Source organism: Myxococcales bacterium (assembly GCA_012517325.1).
Lineage (GTDB): Bacteria > Lernaellota > Lernaellaia > Lernaellales > Lernaellaceae > JAAYVF01.
In genome coordinates, this window is record JAAYVF010000007.1 from 1 (window position 1) to 21377 (window position 21377).

Genomic DNA, 21377 nt, shown 5'->3' on the forward strand with positions numbered 1-21377 from the left:
GCGGCCGCGATCGACGCGGGGATAAAATTTCGCCTGCACGACCTTCGCGCCTCGTTCCACAACGAATTGCTCCGCGCCGGCGTGGATGAAATCTACCGCAAGATTCTGATGGGCCACGGCAAGGACCTGGCGTTCGCTTCGACCGTGCAGGAACGGTATGCTCGGGTGCTTGATGCCGACCTAACCCGGATCATAAACTCGCTGCCGTCTTGTCAACAGCTTGTCGCCGAAATTTTGGAAATGCCGGTAAACCGTAGCAATAAACACAAGTTAGAATCGAGCTAGTCGTGTCTACGAATCCGTGTGTCGGGGGTTCAAATCCCTCCAGTCGCGCGGCGGAGCGAGCCCGGCGGCCATTGAGGTCGCCGGGCTTTTTTATTGGCCGGGCCGGTTCAAACCGCCGCCATCTCTTGCGGGATGCGTTTCGTATTGCTATGACCCTAGGCAAGGCAAAAGGAAGGATTACTTTATTCGTTGCCGGCCACCCAACCCGGAGAGCGGCTCCGGCTGATTCGAAACGAAGGGTTCTTCATGCGAAAGCGAATCGCCAACGCGCGGCGTGTCATCGTCAAACTCGGTTCAAGCACGATCGGCGCCCCTCACGGCGGCCTCGACGTCGCCTGCATCACGGGTTTGGCGGGTGAGATCGTCGCGGCCCGTCGCGCGGGCGTCGAAATCGTGATCGTTTCCTCGGGCGCCATCCTCGCCGGTCGCGGCAAACTGCGGATCACTACGCCCAATTCCCAACTCGACGTGGTCGCCAAACAGGCGATCGCCGCCGTGGGCCAGGTCGAGATCATGCGTTTCTGGCAGTACATTTTCGATTGGTACGGCGTCGTCGTCGGGCAAATCCTGGTCACGCGCGAAGTGATCGGTCAACGCAAGAGTTTCATCAACGCCCGCCATACGCTGCAGGCGCTCCTCGCCCGCGACGTCATTCCCGTCGTCAACGAAAACGATTCCGTGGCCGTCGAGGAAATCCGGCTGGGCGACAACGACAACCTCTCGGCAATGGTGGCCGGCCTGGTGGACGCGGAATTGCTGATCCTGCTGACCGACAAAGACGGGCTTTATTCGAACGACCCCGCGGTGGATCCGACCGCCAAGCTGATCCCCTTCGTTTCCCTGCATGACGACGGCGGCGAATTCGTGACCGGCGATTCGCGTTCGGGGGTCGGCCTGGGCGGCATGAACACGAAAGTGGCCGCCGCCAAGACCGCCGCGCGCTTTGGCGTGCCGACGGTGATCGCCGCCGGGAAAAAGCACGGCATTCTCACCGAAATCCTGACCGGCCGCGAAGTCGGGACACTCTTCGAACCCTTCCTGGAACCGCTCAAGGGCCGCAAACGATGGATTTTGTGCCAGGACGCCCCGTCCGGCGAAATCGTCGTGGATGACGGCGCCCGGGCGGCGCTGGTCAAGGGCGGTAAAAGTCTGTTGCCGAGCGGCATCCTGAACGTCAAAGGCGAGTTTGACCAGGGCGATGCCGTTTTGATCCGCGCGGCGGACGGACACGACATCGCGCGCGGTCTGGCCAATTACACGGCGGATGAAATCCGGCGGATCAAAGGGTTGAATTCGGCCGCGATCGAATCCGTTTTGGGCTATACGGCGGGAGAAGAAGTCGTGCACCGGGACGATTTTGCGCTGCTCGAATCGCCGTGATCGAAGGATTGCCGGCGCGGCAGGCCGCCGATCGGGAGGATCCGACGACATGAAAAACGAATCCGTGGAATTGAAACAACTGGCCCTGGCGGCGCGGCGCGCCTCCCTGCGATTGGCCGACGCCGATCCGGCCATGAAAAACCGGGCGCTACTGGAAATGGCGCGGCTGCTCCGCGACCGGACCGGCGCCATCCTCGCGGCGAACCAGAGCGACATGGAGCGCGGACGGGCCGGCAAGCTGTCCGCGGCGCTGCTCGACCGCCTGCTGTTGACCGAGGATCGCCTGGCGACGCTGGCCAAGGGCATCGAGGAAATCGCCGCCCTGCCCGACCCGGTGGGCGAAATCTCCCCGCTGACCAAGCGGCCCAACGGCCTGCTGGTTGGGCGGATGCGCATTCCCCTGGGCGTGATCCTGATGATCTACGAAGCGCGGCCCGGCGTCGCGGCGGACGCGGCGGCCTTGTGCCTCAAGGCGGGTAACGCGGTGATCCTGCGCGGTGGGTCGGACGCGGCCGACAGCAACCGGATGTTCGGCGATGTGTTGCGGTCGGCGCTGGACGAGACGGGGTTGCCGGTCGATGCCGTGACGGTCGTCGATCGCGGCGGCCACGAGAGCATCGCCGAGCTTTTGCGGTTCGATGAGGAAATCGATCTGGTCATCCCGCGCGGCGGCGAAGGTTTGATCCGCTTCGTCGCCGAGCATTCGCGCATCCCGGTGCTCAAGCACTACAAGGGCGTCTGCCACCTGTTCGTCGACCGCGACGCCGACCCGCAGATGGCGGTGGACCTGGCGCTGAACGGCAAGGTGCAGCGACCCGGCGTCTGCAACGCCGTCGAAACGATTCTTTTTCACGAGGACTGTGCTCCGGAATTGTTGCCGTTGGTTTGTCGCGAGCTGGCCGACCACGGGGTGCGGATCCGGGGCGACGCGCGGACGCGGCAGCTCTACCCGCCGGCCGAAGCGGCGACGGAGGCCGACTGGCCGGCGGAATATCTGGATTTGATCGTCGCCGTGCGGGTCGTGCCAGACCTGGACGAGGCGATCGCCCACATTCGGAAATACGGCTCGAATCACACCGAGGCGATCGTGACCGAGCATTACGAGAGCGCGATGAAGTTTCTGCGGCGGGTCGGATCGTCGACCGTGCTGATCAACGCCTCGACGCGGTTCGCGGACGGGCAGCAACTCGGCCTCGGCGCGGAAATCGGCATCTCGACGACCAAGCTGCACGCCTACGGTCCCATGGGGCTCGAAGGCCTGACAACGCAAAAGTTCATCGTTTTCGGCGACGGTCAGGTCCGGGAATAATGAAGGTCCCAATCAAAAGCGTTCTGCGGCGTTGGGGATCGGCGAAAGGATTCTCCAAGCAAATTCACATCCGCCGGCTGGGGCTGCTGGTCGGCGTGGCCGCGCTGATCGCGATCGCGCTTTCACCCAATCTGCTCAGTCGAGTGCCACGCTATAACGTCGGCGATTACCACGTCGGGGTCTACCGCGCCCCCTTCGCCCTGACTGTTACCGACGAGCTGGCCACCGCCGCGGCCCAAAAACGGGCCGTGGCCGACGTGCCGCCGATTTTCGATTTCGACCCGGCCATCGGCGAGCAGGCGATCCGCCAGACCCAGCTTGCTTTCCGCCGGATCCAGGACCTCAACCAGCCGCTGGCGGACCTGCAAAGTGAAAAAATCGGCGCCAAGGAAAAGGCGCGCCGGTTGGCCGAACTGGAGCAAACCATCCGCCGGAAAGCCGACCAACAGCGCGGCGATTTCGAAAAGCAGTTCGGCGTCGAAATGAAGGACGCCGAATTCAGTCTGCTGTCGAACGTCGAACTATCCGCCCAGCTCGCCGAACGCACGACGGCGCTGCTGCGCACCGCTTACGCCAAGTACATCACCTTCGACGCCGCCCAGGCCCGGCCGGCGATGGCAACGCCCGGCGAACCGGAAAAACCCCTACTCCTGCAATTGCAGACGAAAGGCAAGATCGCCACCGTCTCCGTCGCCGCCGCGGATCTCCTCGCGCCGAACCAGGCGGAGAAATTGCTGGCGCCGGAAGCCAGGCCGGAAAACGACGCCCTTCCCCCGGAAGCCGAGCGGCTGGCACTGCAAATCGCCTTGGCACAATTGAAACCAAACTTGCTGTTCAATGCCGCCGCCACCGAGGAGGCGCGCCGCGCGGCGGCGCTGGCGGTGCTTCCGGTCACCTACAATTTCGAAAAGAACCAATTGATCATCGGCGACGGCCGCCAGGTGACCGAACAGACGATCGTCGTGCTCGACGAAATCCGCCGGCGGACTGAAACGCGCGGCTGGCTGGTCGTCGCGCTCGGCCTGTTGCTGTTGGTTTTCGCCACTCTGTTTTTATCGTTCTGGCTTTCCGACGCGAACCTCGACGCCTTCAACATCACCGACCGCGACGTGCTGATGATGAGCATCCTCCTGGTCGCCACGCTTTTTCTGTTCCGCCTGGCCGGCTGGTTCGACGATCGGCTGAGCCTCTTGTTCCCGCGCAAGCCCGAAATGATGTTGATCTTTCTCTTCCCGCTCGCCGCGCCGGCGATGATCGTCCGTTTTCTGACGCGCTTCGAAATCGGCCTGATTTTTTCGGTCGTGTTGACCTTGCTGAGCGTGCTGGCGGCCAACGTCCCGACCCAGTCCGCCGCGCTGATCTTTCTTTTGCTGCTGGTCGGCTTGCATACGATGGGGCGCGTCAAGCGGCGCGGCGAGGTCTGGCGCGGCGGCCTTTGGGTGGGCCTCGCGGCCGGCGTCGCCGCCTTGCTCAGCGCCGTGCTCAAGCAGGATTTTTCCCTGGGCGGTCTACTGGGATTGCCCCTCGCCGGCATCTTCGGCGGCCTGTTGTGCAGCATGTTGGTTCTCGGCGTCACCCCACTGTTCGAATCGTCCTTCGATTACCTGACCGACCTCTCCCTGCTGGAACTGGCCAACATCGAGCACCCGCTGCTCAAACAGCTTTCCCACAACGCGCCGGGAACTTTCCACCATTCGCTCGCGATCAGTTCGCTGGCGGAAACGACGGCGGAAGCGATCGGCGCCAACGCACTACTGGCGCACGTCGGCGCGATGTTCCACGATGTCGGCAAGAGTCTGCAGCCGGCCTATTTCGTCGAGAATCAGTTGGGCGACAATCCGCACGACCAGATCCGCTCGCCCGAGGAATCGGCGCGCATCCTGATCGCCCACGTGCCGGACGGCGTCCGCCTGGCGAAGGAACACCGGCTGCCGCCGAGTCTGATCGACTTCATCGAGCAGCACCACGGTACGCGTTCGGCGGCGTACTTTCTCGCGCAGGCGCAACAGCGCGCGGCGGCGGGCGGCGCGCCGGCGGACGAATCGCTGTTCCGTTACCCCGGCCCCAAACCGCAAACCAAGGAAACCGCGATCCTGATGCTCTGCGACGTGATCGAGGCGCGCAGCCGCACCCTGGAAAAGCGTACGCCGGAAATCGTCGGTGGCATGGTGCGCGAAATGCTGGACCGCATCCGCGCGGAAGGACAGCTCGCCGAATGCCCGCTCACCGAAAGCGATCAGGAGAAGATCGTCACCGCGCTGACCGGCGCGATCATCGGCCTGCGCCACGAACGCATCGCCTACCCGGACCAGGTGCGGCATCCGCGCGAAGGGACGAATCGCTAATCCGTCGATTTTTCCGTTTCGCGCGCCGCCAACTGGCCGCAGGCCGCCAGGATATCCTGCCCCCGCGGTTTGCGAACAATGACGGTCAGTTGATGATCGAGCAGAATTTGTTGAAAGCGGCGCACACGCTCCTCGTTCGGCGGCGCGCACTCCGATCCGCTGAAGGGATTGGCGGCGATCAGGTTGATCTTCGGGCGCAAATCACCGACCAGCCGCGCCAGGCGGTGAGCGTCCTCGTCGGAATCGTTGACCCCGGCCACCAGCGAGTATTCGAACGTGATCCGTTTGCGATGCGGCACCGGAAAGCACCGGCAGGCGTCGATTAATTCCTTCAACGGGTATTTGCGGTTGGCGGGCACCAGGCGACTGCGCGTCTCGTCATCCGCAGCGTGCAGGCTGACCGCCAGGCTGACGTCGACCCGCCTTCCCAGTTCCAACATTTGCGGCACCAGCCCCACCGTCGAGAGCGTCAGTTTGCGCGGGCTCAGGTTGTTGCCGTGATCGTCGTAAAAGATTTTCACGGCGGCGACGACGTGGTCGAGGTTGTCGAGCGGCTCGCCCATGCCCATCAGCACGACGTTGCTGATGCGCCGTGCGGGCAGAAGGCGCTGGGCCGCGTTGTACTGTTCGACGATCTCCCCGGGCGTCAGGTTGCGGGTCAGACCCAGGGTGCCCGTGCGGCAGAAGCGGCACCCCCAACGGCAGCCGACCTGCGAGCTGATGCACAGCGTCACCCGGCCTTCCTCCGGGATGTATACGCTTTCGATGCGCTGCCCGTCGGGCAATTCGAATAAAAACTTGCGGGTGCCGTCCGCGCTTTCCTGAACGTCCAGCACCGGAAACCGCAGGATGAAGAATCGTTCTTCCAACCGCTCACGCAGATCCTTGGCGATATCGGTCATTTCAGCGAAGGAAGCCGCGTCCTTTTTGTACAGCCAGGTGAAAAGCTGTTGCGCGCGGAATGGTTTCTCGCCCATCTCCGTCAATGCGGCGACGAGTTCCTGCCGCGTCAGGCTTTTAATGCATTGCCGGCTCATCGCGCCCGCTCCGCCGCGGCTTCCCCGGCGACGAACCCGGTGGAAAACGCGGCCTGCAAGTTGTAGCCGCCCGTTACGCCGTCCACGTCGAGCACCTCGCCGCACAAATAAAGCCCCGGGCAAACCCGGCTGGCCATCGTGCGCGGGTCCACCTCGTCGAGCACGACGCCCCCGGCCGTCACCAGGGCTTCGTCCCAACCGCGGTTGCCGGTCACCGCGAAGCGCAAATCCTTGCACAATTTGCCCAGCGCCGTGCGCGTCACTTTGCCGACCTCGGCGCAGCGCTGTCGCGGATCGAGCTGCAACCGCGACACGAACAAGGGAATGATCGCCTGGGGCAACAGCCCGTTGAGCACGTTCTGCAGCGGCGCGCGGCCGTCTTTTTCCAGGTCGCGCCGCAGCCGGGCGTCGAGCTGGGCCGGATCGAGCGCCGGTTTGAAGTCGAGCGAAATGACGGGATCGGCCAGGTCGAGCGCCTGATAGGAAAGGTCCACCGGCACCGCCCCGCCGAGCGAGGTGTTTTCCAGCAGCGCCTCGCCGAAACCGGCGGCGACCTTGCGTTTGCCGTCCAACAAGGTCACGCCGACGTTGTGCAGCAGGATTTTCAAGGGGGCCTGGGGATTATCGATGCTCAATGGAACGAGCGCGGGCCGCGGCGGCGTCAACTTGTGCCCCAGGCGGGAGGCGAAACGAAAACCGTCGCCGGTCGAGCCGGTGCGCGGATAGCTCTTGCCGCCCGTCGCCAGAATCAATCGATTGGCCTGGATCCTGCCCCCCGCCAACTGCAGCAAAAAGCCCTTTTCCAGCGCGTCGATGGCCCGCACTTCGGTTTCGGTCCGCACCGCGCCGCCTTCGCCGCGCGCGTAGCGATACAGGGCGTTGACGACATCCAGCGCCTTTCCCGACTGCGGAAAAACGCGCCCGCCGCGCTCGACGACGCACGGCACCTGACGCTTTTCCAGCAGTTCGATCAGATCGCGGGAAAAAAAGCGGGAAAAGGCGCCGCGCAGAAATTCGCCGCCGCTGCGGTAGCCCTCGACGAACAGCTCGACCGGCTTGTCGTTCGTCAGGTTGCCGCGTCCCTTGCCGGCGATGCCCAGTTTGCGGCCCACCTGATGCATTTTTTCCAGTACCAGGACCTTGGCGCCGGCGCGCGAAGCGGCCCCCGCCGCCAGCAATCCCGCCGCGCCGCCGCCCACGATGACGATGTCCCACTGTTCCATCATGGCGGGCATCCTAGCGACGGCGTCCGCCCTTTTCAACGCCCCCGGTTCGATCCGCCCGCCAACCGTGCTAAGCTGGGCCAAACAGGAAAGGACGTCCCGTGCCGCTGCCCGACGATTACGAAGCGAAAAAAAACCGGGAGATCGCCTGGCACGAACAGTCGCGGGATCCACACCCGGGCCTGCTCAAACGGATTTTGTTTTCGCCCCTGATCACCAACGCGGCGCGCGATCGTTACACCTACGACGCCGCCAAGCGCGAAATGACCGCCTTCAGCCGCCGCTATCACCCGCGGCCGATCGAGTCCCTGCTGATCGCCCCCTGCGGCAGCGGCGAGGATTATCCCTATCTGCGGGCTCTGGCGCCGCGGATTCACGGGATCGACCTGGCCGCCGCCGCGACGGCCCAGTGCCCGCCGGAGATGATCACGCGGGCCGGCGACATTCTCGCCTCCGGCTATCCCGACGATTCGTTCGATCTGATTGCCAGTCCGCTCTTTTTTCACCATTTGCTGAAAATCGGCTTCGCGCCGTTTCTGGCGGAATTCCATCGGCTGCTCAAACCCGGCGGGTCGCTGATCATTCTCGAGCCGTCGCTGTATTACCCGCTGAACATCCTCACCCGCCCGCTCAAGCGCCTCTTGCACAATCCCTACGGCGAAGTGGCCGACGAGGATCCGTTCCCTCCGGGTCGCCTGCTTTCCGCATTGGCCGCAAGCGACTATCGGGATCTGCGCTGGCAAGCCGCGACTTACAGCCATCCGGCGATTTTCGTACCCCTGGCCAAAGCCGTCACCTGGCTCATGAGGCCCTTTTTGGCGGCGCGGCCGTTTCGTTATTTCGGTTGGTTGATTCTGTACGGCGCGCGCAAGCCCGGCTGACGGGCCGCCGCCGGACCTCGGCTAGTCGTCCAAAACCTCGCGGACTTTACGCACCAACACCTCGATCGAAAAAGGCTTCGCGATGAAGTTCGTGTCCGGATCGAGCGCGCCCTGGTGCTCGATGATGTTTTCCGTGTAACCGGACATGAACAGTACGCGCAATTCGGGGTCCCGTTCCCGCAAGCGATCATAAAGCTGGCGCCCGTTCATGTGCGGTATGATGACGTCGGTCAACAACAGATGAACCCGTTCGGGCAGATCCTGCGCCAAGAGAAAAGCTTCTCCGCCGCTCGCCGCGGTTTTAATTTTGTAGCCCTGCCGCTCCAGAACCTTCTGCGCCAGGTTACGCACCATTTCCTCATCCTCGACCAGAAGAATCGTTTCCCCGCCGCGTGGCGTATCCCGCCGGACGGACGTCGCGTACGCCTCCGGCTGGCCGCTCGCCAACGGCAGGTAGATTTTAAAGCTCGATCCCTTTCCCGGGCGCGAGGCGACATCAATGAATCCCTCGTTTTGCTTGACGATGCCGTACACGGTGGAAAGTCCGAGGCCGGTGCCCTTGCCGATTCCCTTGGTGGTGAAAAACGGCTCGAACAATCGCGCTTGTACTTCTTCGCTCATGCCGCAGCCGTTGTCGGTGACCCCCAGCATGACGTAATCGCCCGCTTTCACGTCGATGTGCCGGCGGCAGAATTCCTCGTCGATGATCCGATTCGCCGTTTCGATCACCAGCTTGCCGCCGCCGGGCATGGCGTCGCGCGCGTTGACCGCCAGATTGATCAGAATCTGCTCGATCTGGCTCGGGTCGGTGCGGACAAAACCGAGGTCGGGCGCCGGCCGAAACAGCAGCGAAATGTCCTCGCCGATCAGCCGTTCGATCATCCGGGTGGAATTGGCCACCAGTTCGTTCAAATCGATGATCTTGGGGTCGATGATCTGTTTGCGCGAAAAGGCCAGCAATTGCGCGGTCAGCGCGGAAGCGCGATCGGCCGCTTTTTTGATTTCCGACAGGTCGTTGTAGATCGGATCCTGCCGGCTGACGGAACCGAGAATGATTTCCGCGTAACCGGTGATGCCGGTCAGAATGTTGTTGAAGTCGTGCGCGATCCCGCCGGCCAGCTTGCCGATGGAATCCATTTTTTGCGCCTGGCGCAACTGCTCCTCGAATTGCCGCTTTTCCTCCTGCGCCTTGACGATTTCGGTGATGTCCTTCATGGCGCCCAGCAGGCGATAGGGCTTGCCGGTCTCGTCTTTTAAAAAAGTACCTCGGCTTTCGATGTGCAAATAAACGCCGTCGCGGCGGCGGAAACGATAAACGACCCGCAATTCGCGGCTGTTCTGTTGGGCTTCCGCCAATTCCGCCAGGACATCTTCCAGATCGTCGGGATGAACCATTTCCCGCCAGGCATCGAAATCAAACTGTTGAAACTCCTCCGGCGGGTAGCCGGAGATCGCTTCGATCGCGCCCGACCATTGGATCCGGCGGGCCTGCGGCTGATAATCGTAAATCAACTGTCCGGTGGCTTGCGCCGCCACGCGATACCGTGCCTCGTTCTCTTCAATGAGATCGCTCGCCCGCTTGCGTTGAGCCAACCGCCAGATGCCTTCCATCATCAAGGTCAACTGTTTCACGTCGGTTTCATCGTATTCGTCGACTTTGTTGCCGACCCCGGCCAGCAAGACGATTTTATCGCCGTCGAAAACGGGAATGTTCATGTGCCGTCGGATCGGCACGTGGCCTTTTGGATAGCCTTTTTTCCACGGATGCGGCGCCGGGTAATCGTTGGTGATGATCGGCCGCCGCTGGCGAACCGCTTCCCCCCAAAGGCCGGTATCTTCGAGCCGATAGACCTGCGGTTTATCGATAAGCGCGCACTGGGCCATCGCGCTTTTCGTCCAGGCGTACATGGTCAGTGTGGTCTCGGCATCATCGAGCAACGCCAGATAGCCGATCGGACTGTCGGTCAAGCGGGCTCCCTGTTCGAGGGCATAGAGCATCAATTCCTCGAAGGACAACCCGGTTTTCTGATTGACCTCCAGTAACGCCGTCAAACGGGCCTCGTTCAGATGAACCGCTGCCTCGCTTTTCTTGCGACCGGTGATATCGCGCGCGATGACAAAAATTCCCTTGATCTCGCCGTCCTCGAGATACGGCGTGGAATAAACCTCGAGCGGTATCCGCTTGCCGTGGCGGTCGAGCATCGTCACTTCGAAAATGAATGTGCTGAAATCGCCGGCAAACCGTTTGGCCATGCGCTGTTCTTCGGCGGCGATTTCTTCCGGAGGAAAGAAGGACCGCAGATTCACTTCCTTGATTTCCTCGGCATCGTAGCCGCTGACCGTGAGGCCATGGCGATTGATGTAAATGATGCGGCCTTGCAGGTCATGAATGAAAATGATCTCGTTCGCCGTTTCGGTGATCAGCCGGTACTTTTCCTCGCTGCGCCGCAAGGCTTCCTCGGCATTCTTCCGGGCGGTGATGTCGACCAGCGTCGATTGAACCGCCGGCCGACCGCCAAGCATGATCTTGACGGAATAGGTTTCCACCCAAAAAATCCCGCCGTCCCGATGAACCCCCCGATATTCATATCGACCGAGGACGGAGGCTTCGTTCAATCGCCGCTGGTGGCGCTCCTGAACGGCGATTCGATCCTCCGGATGAATCAGTTCGCTCATTTGCCACGGCGCCATCGCCAACAATTCCGCGATGGAATACCCGGACAAATCCGCCGTCGCCTGGTTGGCGAAAACGATCCGCCCGTCCTGGATGATGATCAACGCCTGCAATGATTGATCGACCAGCGCGTGATAGACCTCGCCCGCCCGGTTATCGTCCGGGGCTTCACGGAAAAGAAACAAATAACCGCCGGTCTCGCCCGGCGCCGGCGCTAGGCGGTTCGCTTCGACCGCGAAAAAACGTCGTTCGCCGGTCGGCGATAAACTGGTGATCGTGCCTTGCCAGGTATGTTCCCGCCGGAGTACCGACAACAGATCGGCCGATGTTTTTTCATCCGATTCCAGCAACGGCAAATCCGTCCAGGCGAATTCCCTGGAATCCGGATCAATCGCCAAGAATTGTCGGGCGGCGACATTCGCGTAACGGATCCGCCCATTCTCATCGAGTAAAAGCACCGGCTGGGAAAACGAGTCGAACAAGCGGGCCGCGTTTGTTTGGGCATTCGAACCGGACATTGAATCGCCTGACATTATTTTTATATACTTCCACCCGAGCTACATGATCGTACTGAATTTAATATCGTCCTGTAGCGGAAAGAACTGTACAATTTTCTCCGGTGGAACCCAACGGTTGATTTTATCCGGGTTTTCCCGTCAATCGTTTTCGTCGAAAACCCCGTAATAACGCCCCAGCCAATAGGCATGCAGGAAATCCGCGCCGCCGCCGTCCATCCAGTCCGAGGCGCCGACCTGGAATTCCGAGGTCGAGGTGATCCACATGTTGGGATGCATCCGATCGAACATCGGCATGCCGAATACTCCCTGAAAACGGCCGCCCTGCATCCAGTCGAATTTCCACGGCAGGTCGGGCAGCGGCGAGGCGCACCAGGCCGGATCGATGCGCTTATCGATCGCCAGGGACTGCTTTGGATAGGCCAGTTCCCGCATACCCCAGATCGCGTTTTCGAATACCGCGTCCACGTCGGCGGGCGGATCGCCCAAGGCTTCGGCGGCGATCGGAAACAATGTCTGCGTCCAGCGATTGAGCCGCATGCCGTTGGTCCACCCGCGCTCGATGATCGCCTGCGCCTCCTCGTCGCCGGTCGCCTCGGCCAGGAAATGGAGAATCAGCATCCCGATGGTTTCCAGATGCTGGCCGGACCAATCGGTGATGCCGTAGACGTACCACTTTCCGTCGCCGGCCTCGACGTATAGGCGGAAAAACGGATTGGACCACAACTCCTGATAGTGCTGGCGATAGGTATCCTCGCCGGTGGTCAGGTAGGCGAGCCAGTGGGCCTTGATCTCGTTGAACTGGCCGTCGTTGGCTACCGAACCGTAATCGGCCAGCCGGGCCGCCCGTTCGGCGATGCCGGCGCGGTACTCGTCGTACTGCGCCTCGGCGGGTAGAAAAATCCACGACAACAGGTAGCCGTAATAAAGCCCCTGGATCATGTCGTTGTTGCCGCAGCAAAGCCAATCGTAAGCCTCATACGGCGCCGCGCCTTGGATCCATTCCTTGCCGCCGCCGGCGACATGCGGTCGCACGGTGCGCGCGAACGAGGTCGGATCCTGAACGATGTCGTGCGAGAGGAACAAGCCGTCGAGCGCTTGCAGCCAGTTGTCCAGTGCCGCGGCGTCGCCCGTCGTCAGGTAGCGAAACACCTGGCCGGCGAGATAACAACCGGTCCACAACAGGCCGTCGCCCGATTCGCTTTGCAACAGCGGATCGGACCCGGTCAACGCCGCGCTGAACATGCCCAGCGGGTTGACGTAAAAGCGCGGCATATCCTCGTCGAACCAGGCGGCTTTTTGCGCCAGGGTCGGACTGAATCCGCGCGCCCGCAGCATGGTTTCGGCCAGACTGATGTCATCGAGCCATTTGCCGACGACCCGCAGCGCGCCCGGGTGCGCGCGGTACCACTCGAAGTCCGTGTGAAATTGCGCGATGTAATGCACCGCCAGGTCGAACTCCGGCCGGTCGCGGTAGGGGTCGAAAAACTCCAGCGCGTGGTAATCCCGCAAAAGCAAAAACAGGAGGTCGTGCAGGAAATCCGGCATCGGGTCGTGACCCGGGACGAAGGAATCCTCATCTTGGAAAATCGGCTGTTCCCCGCCGGGACCGCTGTAGGTCCAGGTTTCGTCGGCGGTCAATTGATGGGCCGCCGCCGCGACGGTCTGGAAATGAAGCGAATAGTTGCCGTTGCCCATCTCCGCCGCTTCACCGACCACCTCCACCGGCTCGCCGTCTTCCGCCTTGCGAACGAGGCCGTTGTATTCGGTGATGGTGTCGGCGACTTTCAACGTTAATTCCACGCGCACCGGATCGGTGCTCGCCACCCGGCCGGTCCAGACCGAATGCACTTCGTAATCGAGGTCGAGGAGCGGGTCCGGGAATGATAGATCGGCGTAGCGCACCACCCGAATGAAATCGGGATCCTCATCTTCCCCGCGGATTTCCACGGTGCCCTCGTAGGCGCCGGATTGCGAATCGGAACCGGTCACCTGATAAAGGCCTGGCTGCAGGCCGGTGGGAGCCGGTGAGGTATCATCATCGCCGCTATCGTCGTCGCTCGGCGACGCGTCGTTGTCATCATTGTCGTCGTTGTCATCGTCCTCCTGCGGTTGTCCGGAATCCGCACCGGCGTCGTCGTCGTCGGAATCCGCGCAAGCGGGTAACAATGCCAACAAGAGAATAAGGCAAAATAACTTAAGACCCATCGTGGTCATATTTTTCATCGTCCGCCCCATCCCTTTCTGGTTCGTCGGGCATTGTACCGAAAAATGGGTTCCCAGGGGAAACTCGGCGGGATAACTGTCTTTTTAAGCGATTCGGCGATTGCATCGACCACGGGCGAGGGATACTATCCGCCTCGTGAAATGGGGCCTTTTCACCTCGAAAGGCCGGCGGGTAGGGAAAAAAAAGATGAATTCCAGATTTCAATTCGTGTATGACAATCCCGATAGTGGCAAGTTTCCGCCGTACTCGGACGATTTCATGCGCGCGCTGGCCGCGCTGCTCAAGAGCCACGAAGGAACGCCCGAATTCGAACAATGGTTTCTGCTCAATTTAACGCGCGTCGCGGACAAACGACGCAACCTGATCCCGGCCCTGACCCGCTATACCACGCTGGCTGATAAGGAAATCCTGGAAATCGGGTGCGGCCTCGGGCCGGGCACCGTGGCCCTCGCCGAACAAGGGGCGCGCGTCACGGCGCTGGACGTGGATGCCAAGGTCATCGAGACGGCCCGCCTGCGGGTTCGCGATCACGGATTCGCCGACCGCGCCCAGGTGATGCACGTGCCCAACACGCGACACTTGCCGTTCGCGGATCAGGCGTTCGATTTGATCGTCTGCAACGGCGTGATGGAACACGTTTTGCCCTCGTTGCGCCATCCGCTGCTGAATGAAATGTGGCGGGTGCTAAAACCGGGCGGCCTGCTGTTCATCGGCGAAACGCCCAACCGCCTCTGGCCGATCGACGGCCACACGACCGGCCTCTGGTGGATTCATTACCTGCCGTTGCCGCTGGCCGCCTGGTATGCCAAGGCGCGCCATCGCATCCGGCCGGTCGACGACCTGAACGAACTGGGCGGCCTGGGCTGCACCTACGGTACGCTGGTTCGCGCCCTGCCGCGCCGCGAGACGGACGTGCTCAATCTGCGCCCGCCCTATTCCTGGATCAGTCGTCACCGGACCGTCACCGGCGGCCGGCCGATCGTTCGCCTCGGGAAAAAGTGCCTGATCTTCAGCGCGCGCCTGACCGAGCAGGTCATTTTGCATCCGCTTTTTCATCGACCGATCGACATGTTTTTCCCCTACCTGACGCTCGGCGTGCAGAAAAAATCGCCGGCCCAATTGCCCGGACAGGCCGGCGGCCACGCCGTTCATTGACAGGCAAAGGCCGACCCATTACCGTTTAGCCGTTCGATCCATCCACCGCGAGGTTTGTCATGTCCCCATTGCTGAGACGTTTTTTGTTTTTCGCCCTCTACGCGCTGCTGGTCGCCGGCCTGTTTGCCTGCGGCGGCCAGGATGACGACGACGATGATGCCGCCGCCGGCGACGATGATGACGACAACGACGATAACGATAACGATGACGACAACGACAATGACGACAACGATGACAACGATGACAATGACGATGCCTCGCCGACGCCGGATCCGTTGCGCATCGTCTTCGAGTTTCCGCCCGTGGCCGAATCCGGTGAGGATTATTCCTACCAATTCCAGGCCGAAGGCGGGCAACCGCCCTATCGCAACTGGCAGGTGACCAACGGCGAACCGCCGGCGGGCCTGACCTTGGACGCCGCGACCGGCGAGTTGTCGGGAACCGCGGCGAACGAGGAAAAGCTGTACTACTTCGTGATCGACGTCGAGGACTCGGCGGCCGAGCCGGCCCGCGCCCGCGAAGCGTTCGGCATCCGCGTCGGCGATCCGTCGCAACCCGGCCCGCTCTACCTCAAGGCCCAGCACTACCAGGAAATTTACGATACGCGCCACAACTGCGACGGCCTGTCGGTGACCGCCGACAACCCGGACGACCCGAACGGCGACTACTGGTTCACCGACCTGGGCGACGCCTGCTTCATCCACGGCAATTCGTCGGCCGGCGCGGCTTATCGCTACGCCGTCGAACCAAGCGCGGCGGCGCTGGCCGACGCGCGGTTGCACACGCGGGGGCTGGATCTGCTCAACCGCGTCAACGGCATTCCCGGCTTGATGTCCCGCAGCTACGTGCCGCAGGACGCGCCTTACGGCCCCAACGAATTCCAGACCTTTTACCCCGACTCCGAGAACCACGTCGGCGAAGGCGAATTCGCCGATTACTACTGGAAGGGCGATGTCAGCATCGATCAATACTCCGGCGCCCTGGTGGGCTTGTCGTTGCTGTACGATCTCGTCCCCGACGACGAGGTGCGCACGACGATCCGCCGCAACATCGTCGAGATCGCCGATTACCTCTGGGACGGCGGCCTGATCATATACGACGCCGACGGCGAACCGACCACCTACGGCGACTTCCGCGGCTATTGGCTGGAAGGCTGGCCCGTGCCCAACGGCCTGGGCGCGGCGGCCTGCCTGGCGTGGTTCAAGCTGGCCCACCACGTTTCGGGAGAGTCCCGGTTTCTCGATTACTACAACGAGTTGAAGGACGAGCGGCACTACGACTGGGTCGTCGCGAACACGCTGCTATTGTATCTGGGCTATCAAACCAAGCATTACAACGTGTACATGGGATTCGAGAACATGTTCACGCTGACCCGGCTGGAGGAAGACACCGCGCAAAAGGAATTCTGGGCCGACGCGTTCGCCCGCTGGTTGTGGATTTCCGGCGAACAACTGGCCTGGCGGCGCGCCGACGTGGAAGCCAATCCGACCTACACTTCCTGGTATCTCTACTCGACGGGCCGCCGCGATCCCGACGCGATCATGAAGTCCATCTGGGAAATGGACGTCTTCGTCGACGCCCCGCTGCGCGATCGCTACATCCAAAACAGCATCAATCCGGACATCGAGAAAAATCCCGAACGCCCCGAGCTGGCGCTCTACCCCCTGCCCGCCAACCTGCGCGTCCCCGACATGTGCATCTGGCACCGCACGCCGTACGCGCTGGACGGCGGCGACGACAACGGGCGCGAGCGCACCGGCCACGATTATCTGTTGCCCTACTGGATGGGGCGTTACTACGGTTTCATCAGCCCGGATTGGTAGCCGGCAGCGCCCGGTTCAGCGGCCCAACAACTCGCGCACCAGATCCTCGCGCCCGTAAACCTTGGCGAGGCTTTCGAGGATCGCTTGCGGGCTGACCGTCAATGACCGGGCTTCCTTATCGTCGTAGACAAACTCGATGCCGAGCGATTCCAGATTGCCGTCGAAGACCAACCCCACCAACTCGCCGTTTTGATCGACCAGCGGGCTGCCCGAGTTGCCGCCGAAGGTTTCCGCCGTGTTGACCTGGTTGTAGGGCGTCTCCAGCTTCAGCGAACCGGCTTTTTCGAGCCACCGGGCCGGCAGGTTGAAGGGCGCGCGGCCGGCGAAGTTGAAATGCCGGTCGAACAACCCATAGAGCGTGGTCTGATACGGCAACCGATAACCGTTCGCCTCGTAACCGGCCATTTTTCCGTAGGCCAGCCGCAAGGTGAAGGTGGCGTCGGGGTACACCTGATTGCCGCGAATGGCGAAACGGGCCTGGGCGATGCGCATGCCCGCACGCTCCTCGACGATCCGCACTTCCGATTCGTAGCGCTGCCGCATTTCGCGGAAATACGGATCGATCGCCAGAACGAGCCGGAGGAGCGGATCCTTGGCGGCGGCGATCGCCTTGACGCCGGCTTTCGCCCATTTTTTCCGTTCCGGCGCGGACAGCAATTTGGTTCCCCCGACGGCTTCCTTGGCGATCAGCTTCGGATCGCGGTTTTTCAAAACGGCCTTCACCAGCGGGTCGTCGCCGCCCAGTTCGTCACGCAATTGCGCCAAGGCGTCGGCGAGAATCGCCTCTTCCAGGTCGGGATAAATCGGCACCTCGGCGAACAAATCGTGGTAGAGCGAATCGAGATTGGCTTCCTGGTATTCCTCGAGACGCTGTTCGTTGGGCTTGGTCAGCTCGGTATTCAAACGGACGATATCCGCCGCCAGCGAAAATGCCTGGCTGTAGCGAATCTGCACGAGCCGGTACCGCTTGAGAAATTGGGCGTGCGCCTGTTGCGCCTTGGCGATCTGTTCCCACGGGTCGCCGCCGGATTGAAACTCCGGCCGGGCGATCGCCACGCGGCGCAGCTCGGCTTCCTCTTTTTCCTTGCCGCTCATCAGGTCGGCGCGTTGCAACCCGGCCAGATTGCCCGTGTACGCCTTGATACCGTTCTGGATGTAGAAAGTCAGCGTTTTCGCCCGCCGGGTCGGTTCCTCGCCGGTCTTGGCGTAATCCTCCAGCAGCGCATTGAGGCGTTTCAACTGCTTGAGGCGGAAGGGGTAAGCCACGTCACGCAGGAATTTCAGTTGATCGAAGGTGAAAAACCGCTGGCTGCTGCCCGGGTGTCCGGAAATAAATACCGGTTCGCCCTCTTTCACCCCCGCCGGGTTGATTTTCAGGTGGTGCGGCGGATGCGCCGGCTTGCCGTCCGGTCCATACGCCCGCACCAGCGCGAAATCGAGGCAAAAGCGCGGGAAATTGAAGTTGTCGTCGTCGCCGCCGAAAAACGCCAGTTGCATTTCCGGGGCGAAAACCAGCCGGAGATCGCGGTAGATCTGATATTGATAGATCCAGAACTGGCCGCCGCCGTGCAGCGTCACCGCCTCGCAGGTCAGCCCGGTGCGATCCTGACACTCTTTTTCCAGCCGCCCCAGGACCGCCCGTCGCGCCGTCGCCGCCGCGGTATCGTCGATCCCTTCCGGAATCGCCGCCTTGACCTGCCCGGTCACTTCCTCGGTCCGGTAGAGCACCCGCGCTTCCAGAGTCGGGCACTTTTTTTCGCCGCCGTCGAGCCGGCTGTCAAAGCCCGTCGCCAGGTAATCTCTTTTCTCGGTGGATAAATCGTCGATGCAGCCGGTGGCCACGTGATGATTGGTGAGGATCAATCCGTCCGCGGAGATGAACGACGCCGAACCGCCGTCCAGCCGCACCGAGGACATCCGCAAATGCTCCAGCCATTCAGGAGAGAGTTTAACGCCATATTGTTTTTCGATCGCCGCGACCGGCGGATGATCGAAGGTCCACATGCCTTCATCGGCTTGGAGCAGCGAGGAAAACAACAACAGCAACGACAGCGCGATCATCCAGCGGACGGGGTGTGCCATGCGATCTCTCCTTGGGAAAAAAAACGAGGTTCCTGGTATCACCCAACATTGGATTTTGCAATGCAGGCGGGTTGAAAATTGGCCGTTGATAACGGCTCTCATTTATCTCGATTTTCACGACTTTTTGAAATTTGAATCCGATACTTGCCAATATTCGCTATTTTTGTTAAAAAGCGCCCGGGTTGGATGGGCAAAGAGAGAAGAAAAATAGTATATGGAAATGGTGACCCAAGCGATTCTCGTCTCCTGGACAACCACCCTGATTGCCGCGCTGATCTACTGCTATCTGTACTTCGTTTATCGCGAACGCTTCATCGGATTTTTTGCCGCGTTCTGGGTTTTATACACCGTCAAACTGGCTTTCGACCTCACCATCGAGCTGACCGCGCCGAATTTTTTCTTCCTCGCGATCAATCACCTCAGCGTAATTTTCATGGGCTATGCGGCACTGGAAACGATCAACGCCTATGCCCGGCTGAAGACCTGGCGGCCGGTCTACTATTTCGCGTTCCCGATGGTCGTTTGGATCCTTTTCACCAGCCGATACCATCCGACAGTGACGCTGCTGACCTGGCCGGCCTACCTCTATTGCGCCGGTATCTTTCTTTACACCAGTGTGATTTTTTTCCGGCAGAAAGATTACTCGGCGTTTCTGAAGCCGGTGACGGCGGTCGTCTTTTTCACCTGGGGCGGCGTTCAACTGGCCTATCCGTTCATCCGTTCCGACATGACCGGATCGGTCTTCGGCTATTCCGCGGCCTCGGTGATCAAACTGTTCGTCGCGCTGAGCGTTTTACTGGTCTACTTCGAAAAGATCCGCAAGGACCTGACCGACAGCGACACCCGTTTGCGCCAAATCATCAATCTGGTGCCGCACCATATCTATGCCAAGGATTTGCAGGGCAAATTCATCCTGGCCAACGAAGCCGTGGCGCGAACATTCGACGTGCCGCTGGCCGAGCTGACCGGCAAAACGGAAGCCGAGTTCCGGCGCGGCGAAATCGAACCGAAAACCCTACGCCAGGATGACCACGAAATCCTGCAAAGCGGCAAGGCAGAAGCGGTGGCCGAGGAAGTGGTGCTCGATGCCAAGGGCAAAACCCACTACTTCCAGACCACGAAAATCCCCTATACCGCCTTGAATTCCGATCAACCGGCGGTCCTGAGCGTCGCCATCGACATCACCGACCGGAAACAGGCCGAAAAAGAAAACGCCCGGCTGCAGGATCAATTGCAACAAGCCCAGAAACTGGAGGCCGTCGGGCAATTGGCCGGCGGGATCGCGCACGATTTCAACAACCTGCTGACCGGTATCGCCGGCAACGTCGAGTTGTCGCTGATGGAGATCGAGCCGGAACATCCGCTGGCGCCGGCGTTGCTCGACATCAAACACGCCAGCGAACGGGCGGAAGCGCTGACCCGCCAGTTGCTGGCGTTCAGCCGGAAACAACTGATCCAACCGCGCCTGGTCAATTTGAATCAAATCCTGGACAACCTGGCCAAGATGCTGGGCCGGGTGATCGGCGAGAACATCGAATTGAAGATGATCCGCGAGCCGAAGCTGCAGGCGATCAAGGCCGATCCCTCGCAATTGGAACAAGTGCTGCTCAACCTGGTCATCAACGCCCGCGACGCCATGCCCGAGGGCGGCAGGCTGATCATCGAAACCGCCAATCGACGGCTCAACGGACAACACCTGAAAAACTTTCCGCAGGCGAGGCCGGGAAATTACGTCCAACTTTCCGTTACCGACAACGGCATCGGGATGGACGAAGCGGTCCAGAAACACATTTTCGAACCGTTTTTCACCACCAAGCCCAAGGGCAAAGGCACCGGCCTGGGATTGTCAACCGTTTACGGCGCCACCCGGCAAAACGGCGGCTTGATCGACTTCGTTTCGGCCCCGGGCAAAGGAACGACCTTCTTTCTCTATTTCCCGCAAGCCGACGAAACCGAAGACCCCTTGGCGATGCCGCCGGTGAAGAAAAATCTGCCGACCGGCACGGAGACCATTCTGCTCGCCGAGGACGATCCATTGGTTTTGGACATGACCTTGAAAATCATCAAGCATCTCGGCTATCGGGTTCATTACGCGCGAAACGGCGCCGAAGCGCTCGCTCTCGGCGAGAAATACGGCTCGTCCATTCAACTGCTCATGACCGACGTCATCATGCCGCTCATGAACGGCAAGGAACTGGCCGAGCGCCTGACCAAGGCCTTTCCGCACATCAAGGTGCTCTTCACTTCGGGTTACACGGATGATGTCATCGGCCATCACGGCATTCTGGAAGACGGCATCAATTTCCTGCCCAAACCTTTCACACCGCGACTGCTGGCCCAGAAGCTGCGCGAGGAACTCGATTCCTGATCGTGCTCTAACCCACCGTCCGGACTTCTTTTTTTCACTTTTTTGGCATCGGTTCCAATCTGTGTTATGATTT

At 61.2% G+C, this 21377-nt stretch carries 12 protein-coding genes and 1 pseudogene; 8 read left to right on the forward strand and 5 right to left on the reverse strand.

Going from position 1 to position 21377, the window contains the following annotated elements:
• From GX444_01115 to GX444_01130, 4 genes are all read left to right on the forward strand, one after another.
• Positions 1-285 (forward strand): site-specific integrase (locus GX444_01115; protein NLH47182.1); only part of this gene is annotated, 285 nt, incomplete at its 5' end.
• 246 nt (positions 286-531) lie between these two features.
• A complete protein-coding gene (proB, locus tag GX444_01120) occupies positions 532-1665 on the forward strand; it encodes a glutamate 5-kinase (GenBank protein ID NLH47183.1) in 1134 nt (377 codons plus the stop codon).
• A 49-nt stretch (positions 1666-1714) separates the two neighbouring features.
• Positions 1715-2974 (forward strand): glutamate-5-semialdehyde dehydrogenase, encoded by a 1260-nt coding sequence (locus tag GX444_01125; protein ID NLH47184.1) that lies wholly within the window; start codon positions 1715-1717, stop codon positions 2972-2974.
• Positions 2974-5319 carry an HDIG domain-containing protein gene (locus tag GX444_01130; GenBank protein ID NLH47185.1) on the forward strand — a complete coding sequence of 782 codons (2346 nt, stop codon included), beginning with the start codon at positions 2974-2976 and terminating at the stop codon, positions 5317-5319. The genes GX444_01125 and GX444_01130 overlap by 1 nt, the downstream gene beginning before the upstream one ends.
• Here the strand turns inward: GX444_01130 and rlmN are convergent.
• Positions 5316-6356 carry a 23S rRNA (adenine(2503)-C(2))-methyltransferase RlmN gene (gene rlmN / locus GX444_01135; protein ID NLH47186.1) on the reverse strand — a complete coding sequence of 347 codons (1041 nt, stop codon included), beginning with the start codon at positions 6354-6356 and terminating at the stop codon, positions 5316-5318. The two genes, GX444_01130 and rlmN, sit on opposite strands and share 4 nt — an antisense overlap.
• Entirely contained in the window at positions 6353-7582 is a 1230-nt protein-coding gene (locus GX444_01140) for an NAD(P)/FAD-dependent oxidoreductase (protein ID NLH47187.1), read from the reverse strand. The genes rlmN and GX444_01140 overlap by 4 nt, the downstream gene beginning before the upstream one ends.
• Before the next feature lie 98 nt (positions 7583-7680).
• Between GX444_01140 and GX444_01145 the strand changes: the two genes are divergently transcribed.
• Positions 7681-8460: a class I SAM-dependent methyltransferase gene (locus GX444_01145; GenBank protein NLH47188.1), complete on the forward strand. Its 780-nt coding sequence runs from the start codon at positions 7681-7683 to the stop codon at positions 8458-8460.
• Between the two features lie 21 nt (positions 8461-8481).
• On the opposite strand, the gene GX444_01150 is transcribed toward GX444_01145, so the two are convergent.
• Positions 8482-11652, reverse strand: a complete 3171-nt coding sequence (locus GX444_01150) for a PAS domain S-box protein (protein NLH47189.1) — start codon at positions 11650-11652, stop codon at positions 8482-8484.
• 138 nt (positions 11653-11790) lie between these two features.
• A complete protein-coding gene (locus tag GX444_01155; GenBank protein NLH47190.1) occupies positions 11791-13875 on the reverse strand; it encodes a hypothetical protein in 2085 nt (694 codons plus the stop codon).
• 187 nt (positions 13876-14062) lie between these two features.
• On the opposite strand from GX444_01155, the gene GX444_01160 reads away from it, so the two are divergent.
• Together GX444_01160 and GX444_01165 are read left to right on the forward strand one after the other, a co-directional pair.
• Positions 14063-15031 carry a class I SAM-dependent methyltransferase gene (locus GX444_01160; GenBank protein ID NLH47191.1) on the forward strand — a complete coding sequence of 323 codons (969 nt, stop codon included), beginning with the start codon at positions 14063-14065 and terminating at the stop codon, positions 15029-15031.
• A gap of 140 nt (positions 15032-15171) precedes the next feature.
• Positions 15172-15285, forward strand: a pseudogene (locus GX444_01165) (ATPase).
• Between the two features lie 1584 nt (positions 15286-16869).
• Here GX444_01165 and GX444_01170 read toward each other — a convergent pair.
• Entirely contained in the window at positions 16870-18936 is a 2067-nt protein-coding gene (locus tag GX444_01170; protein ID NLH47192.1) for a S46 family peptidase, read from the reverse strand.
• A 214-nt stretch (positions 18937-19150) separates the two neighbouring features.
• On the opposite strand from GX444_01170, the gene GX444_01175 reads away from it, so the two are divergent.
• The gene (locus tag GX444_01175; GenBank protein ID NLH47193.1) at positions 19151-21304 is read left to right on the forward strand and encodes a response regulator; all 2154 of its coding nucleotides are present in this window, start codon (positions 19151-19153) and stop codon (positions 21302-21304) included.
• The last annotated feature ends 73 nt before the right edge of the window (positions 21305-21377 follow it).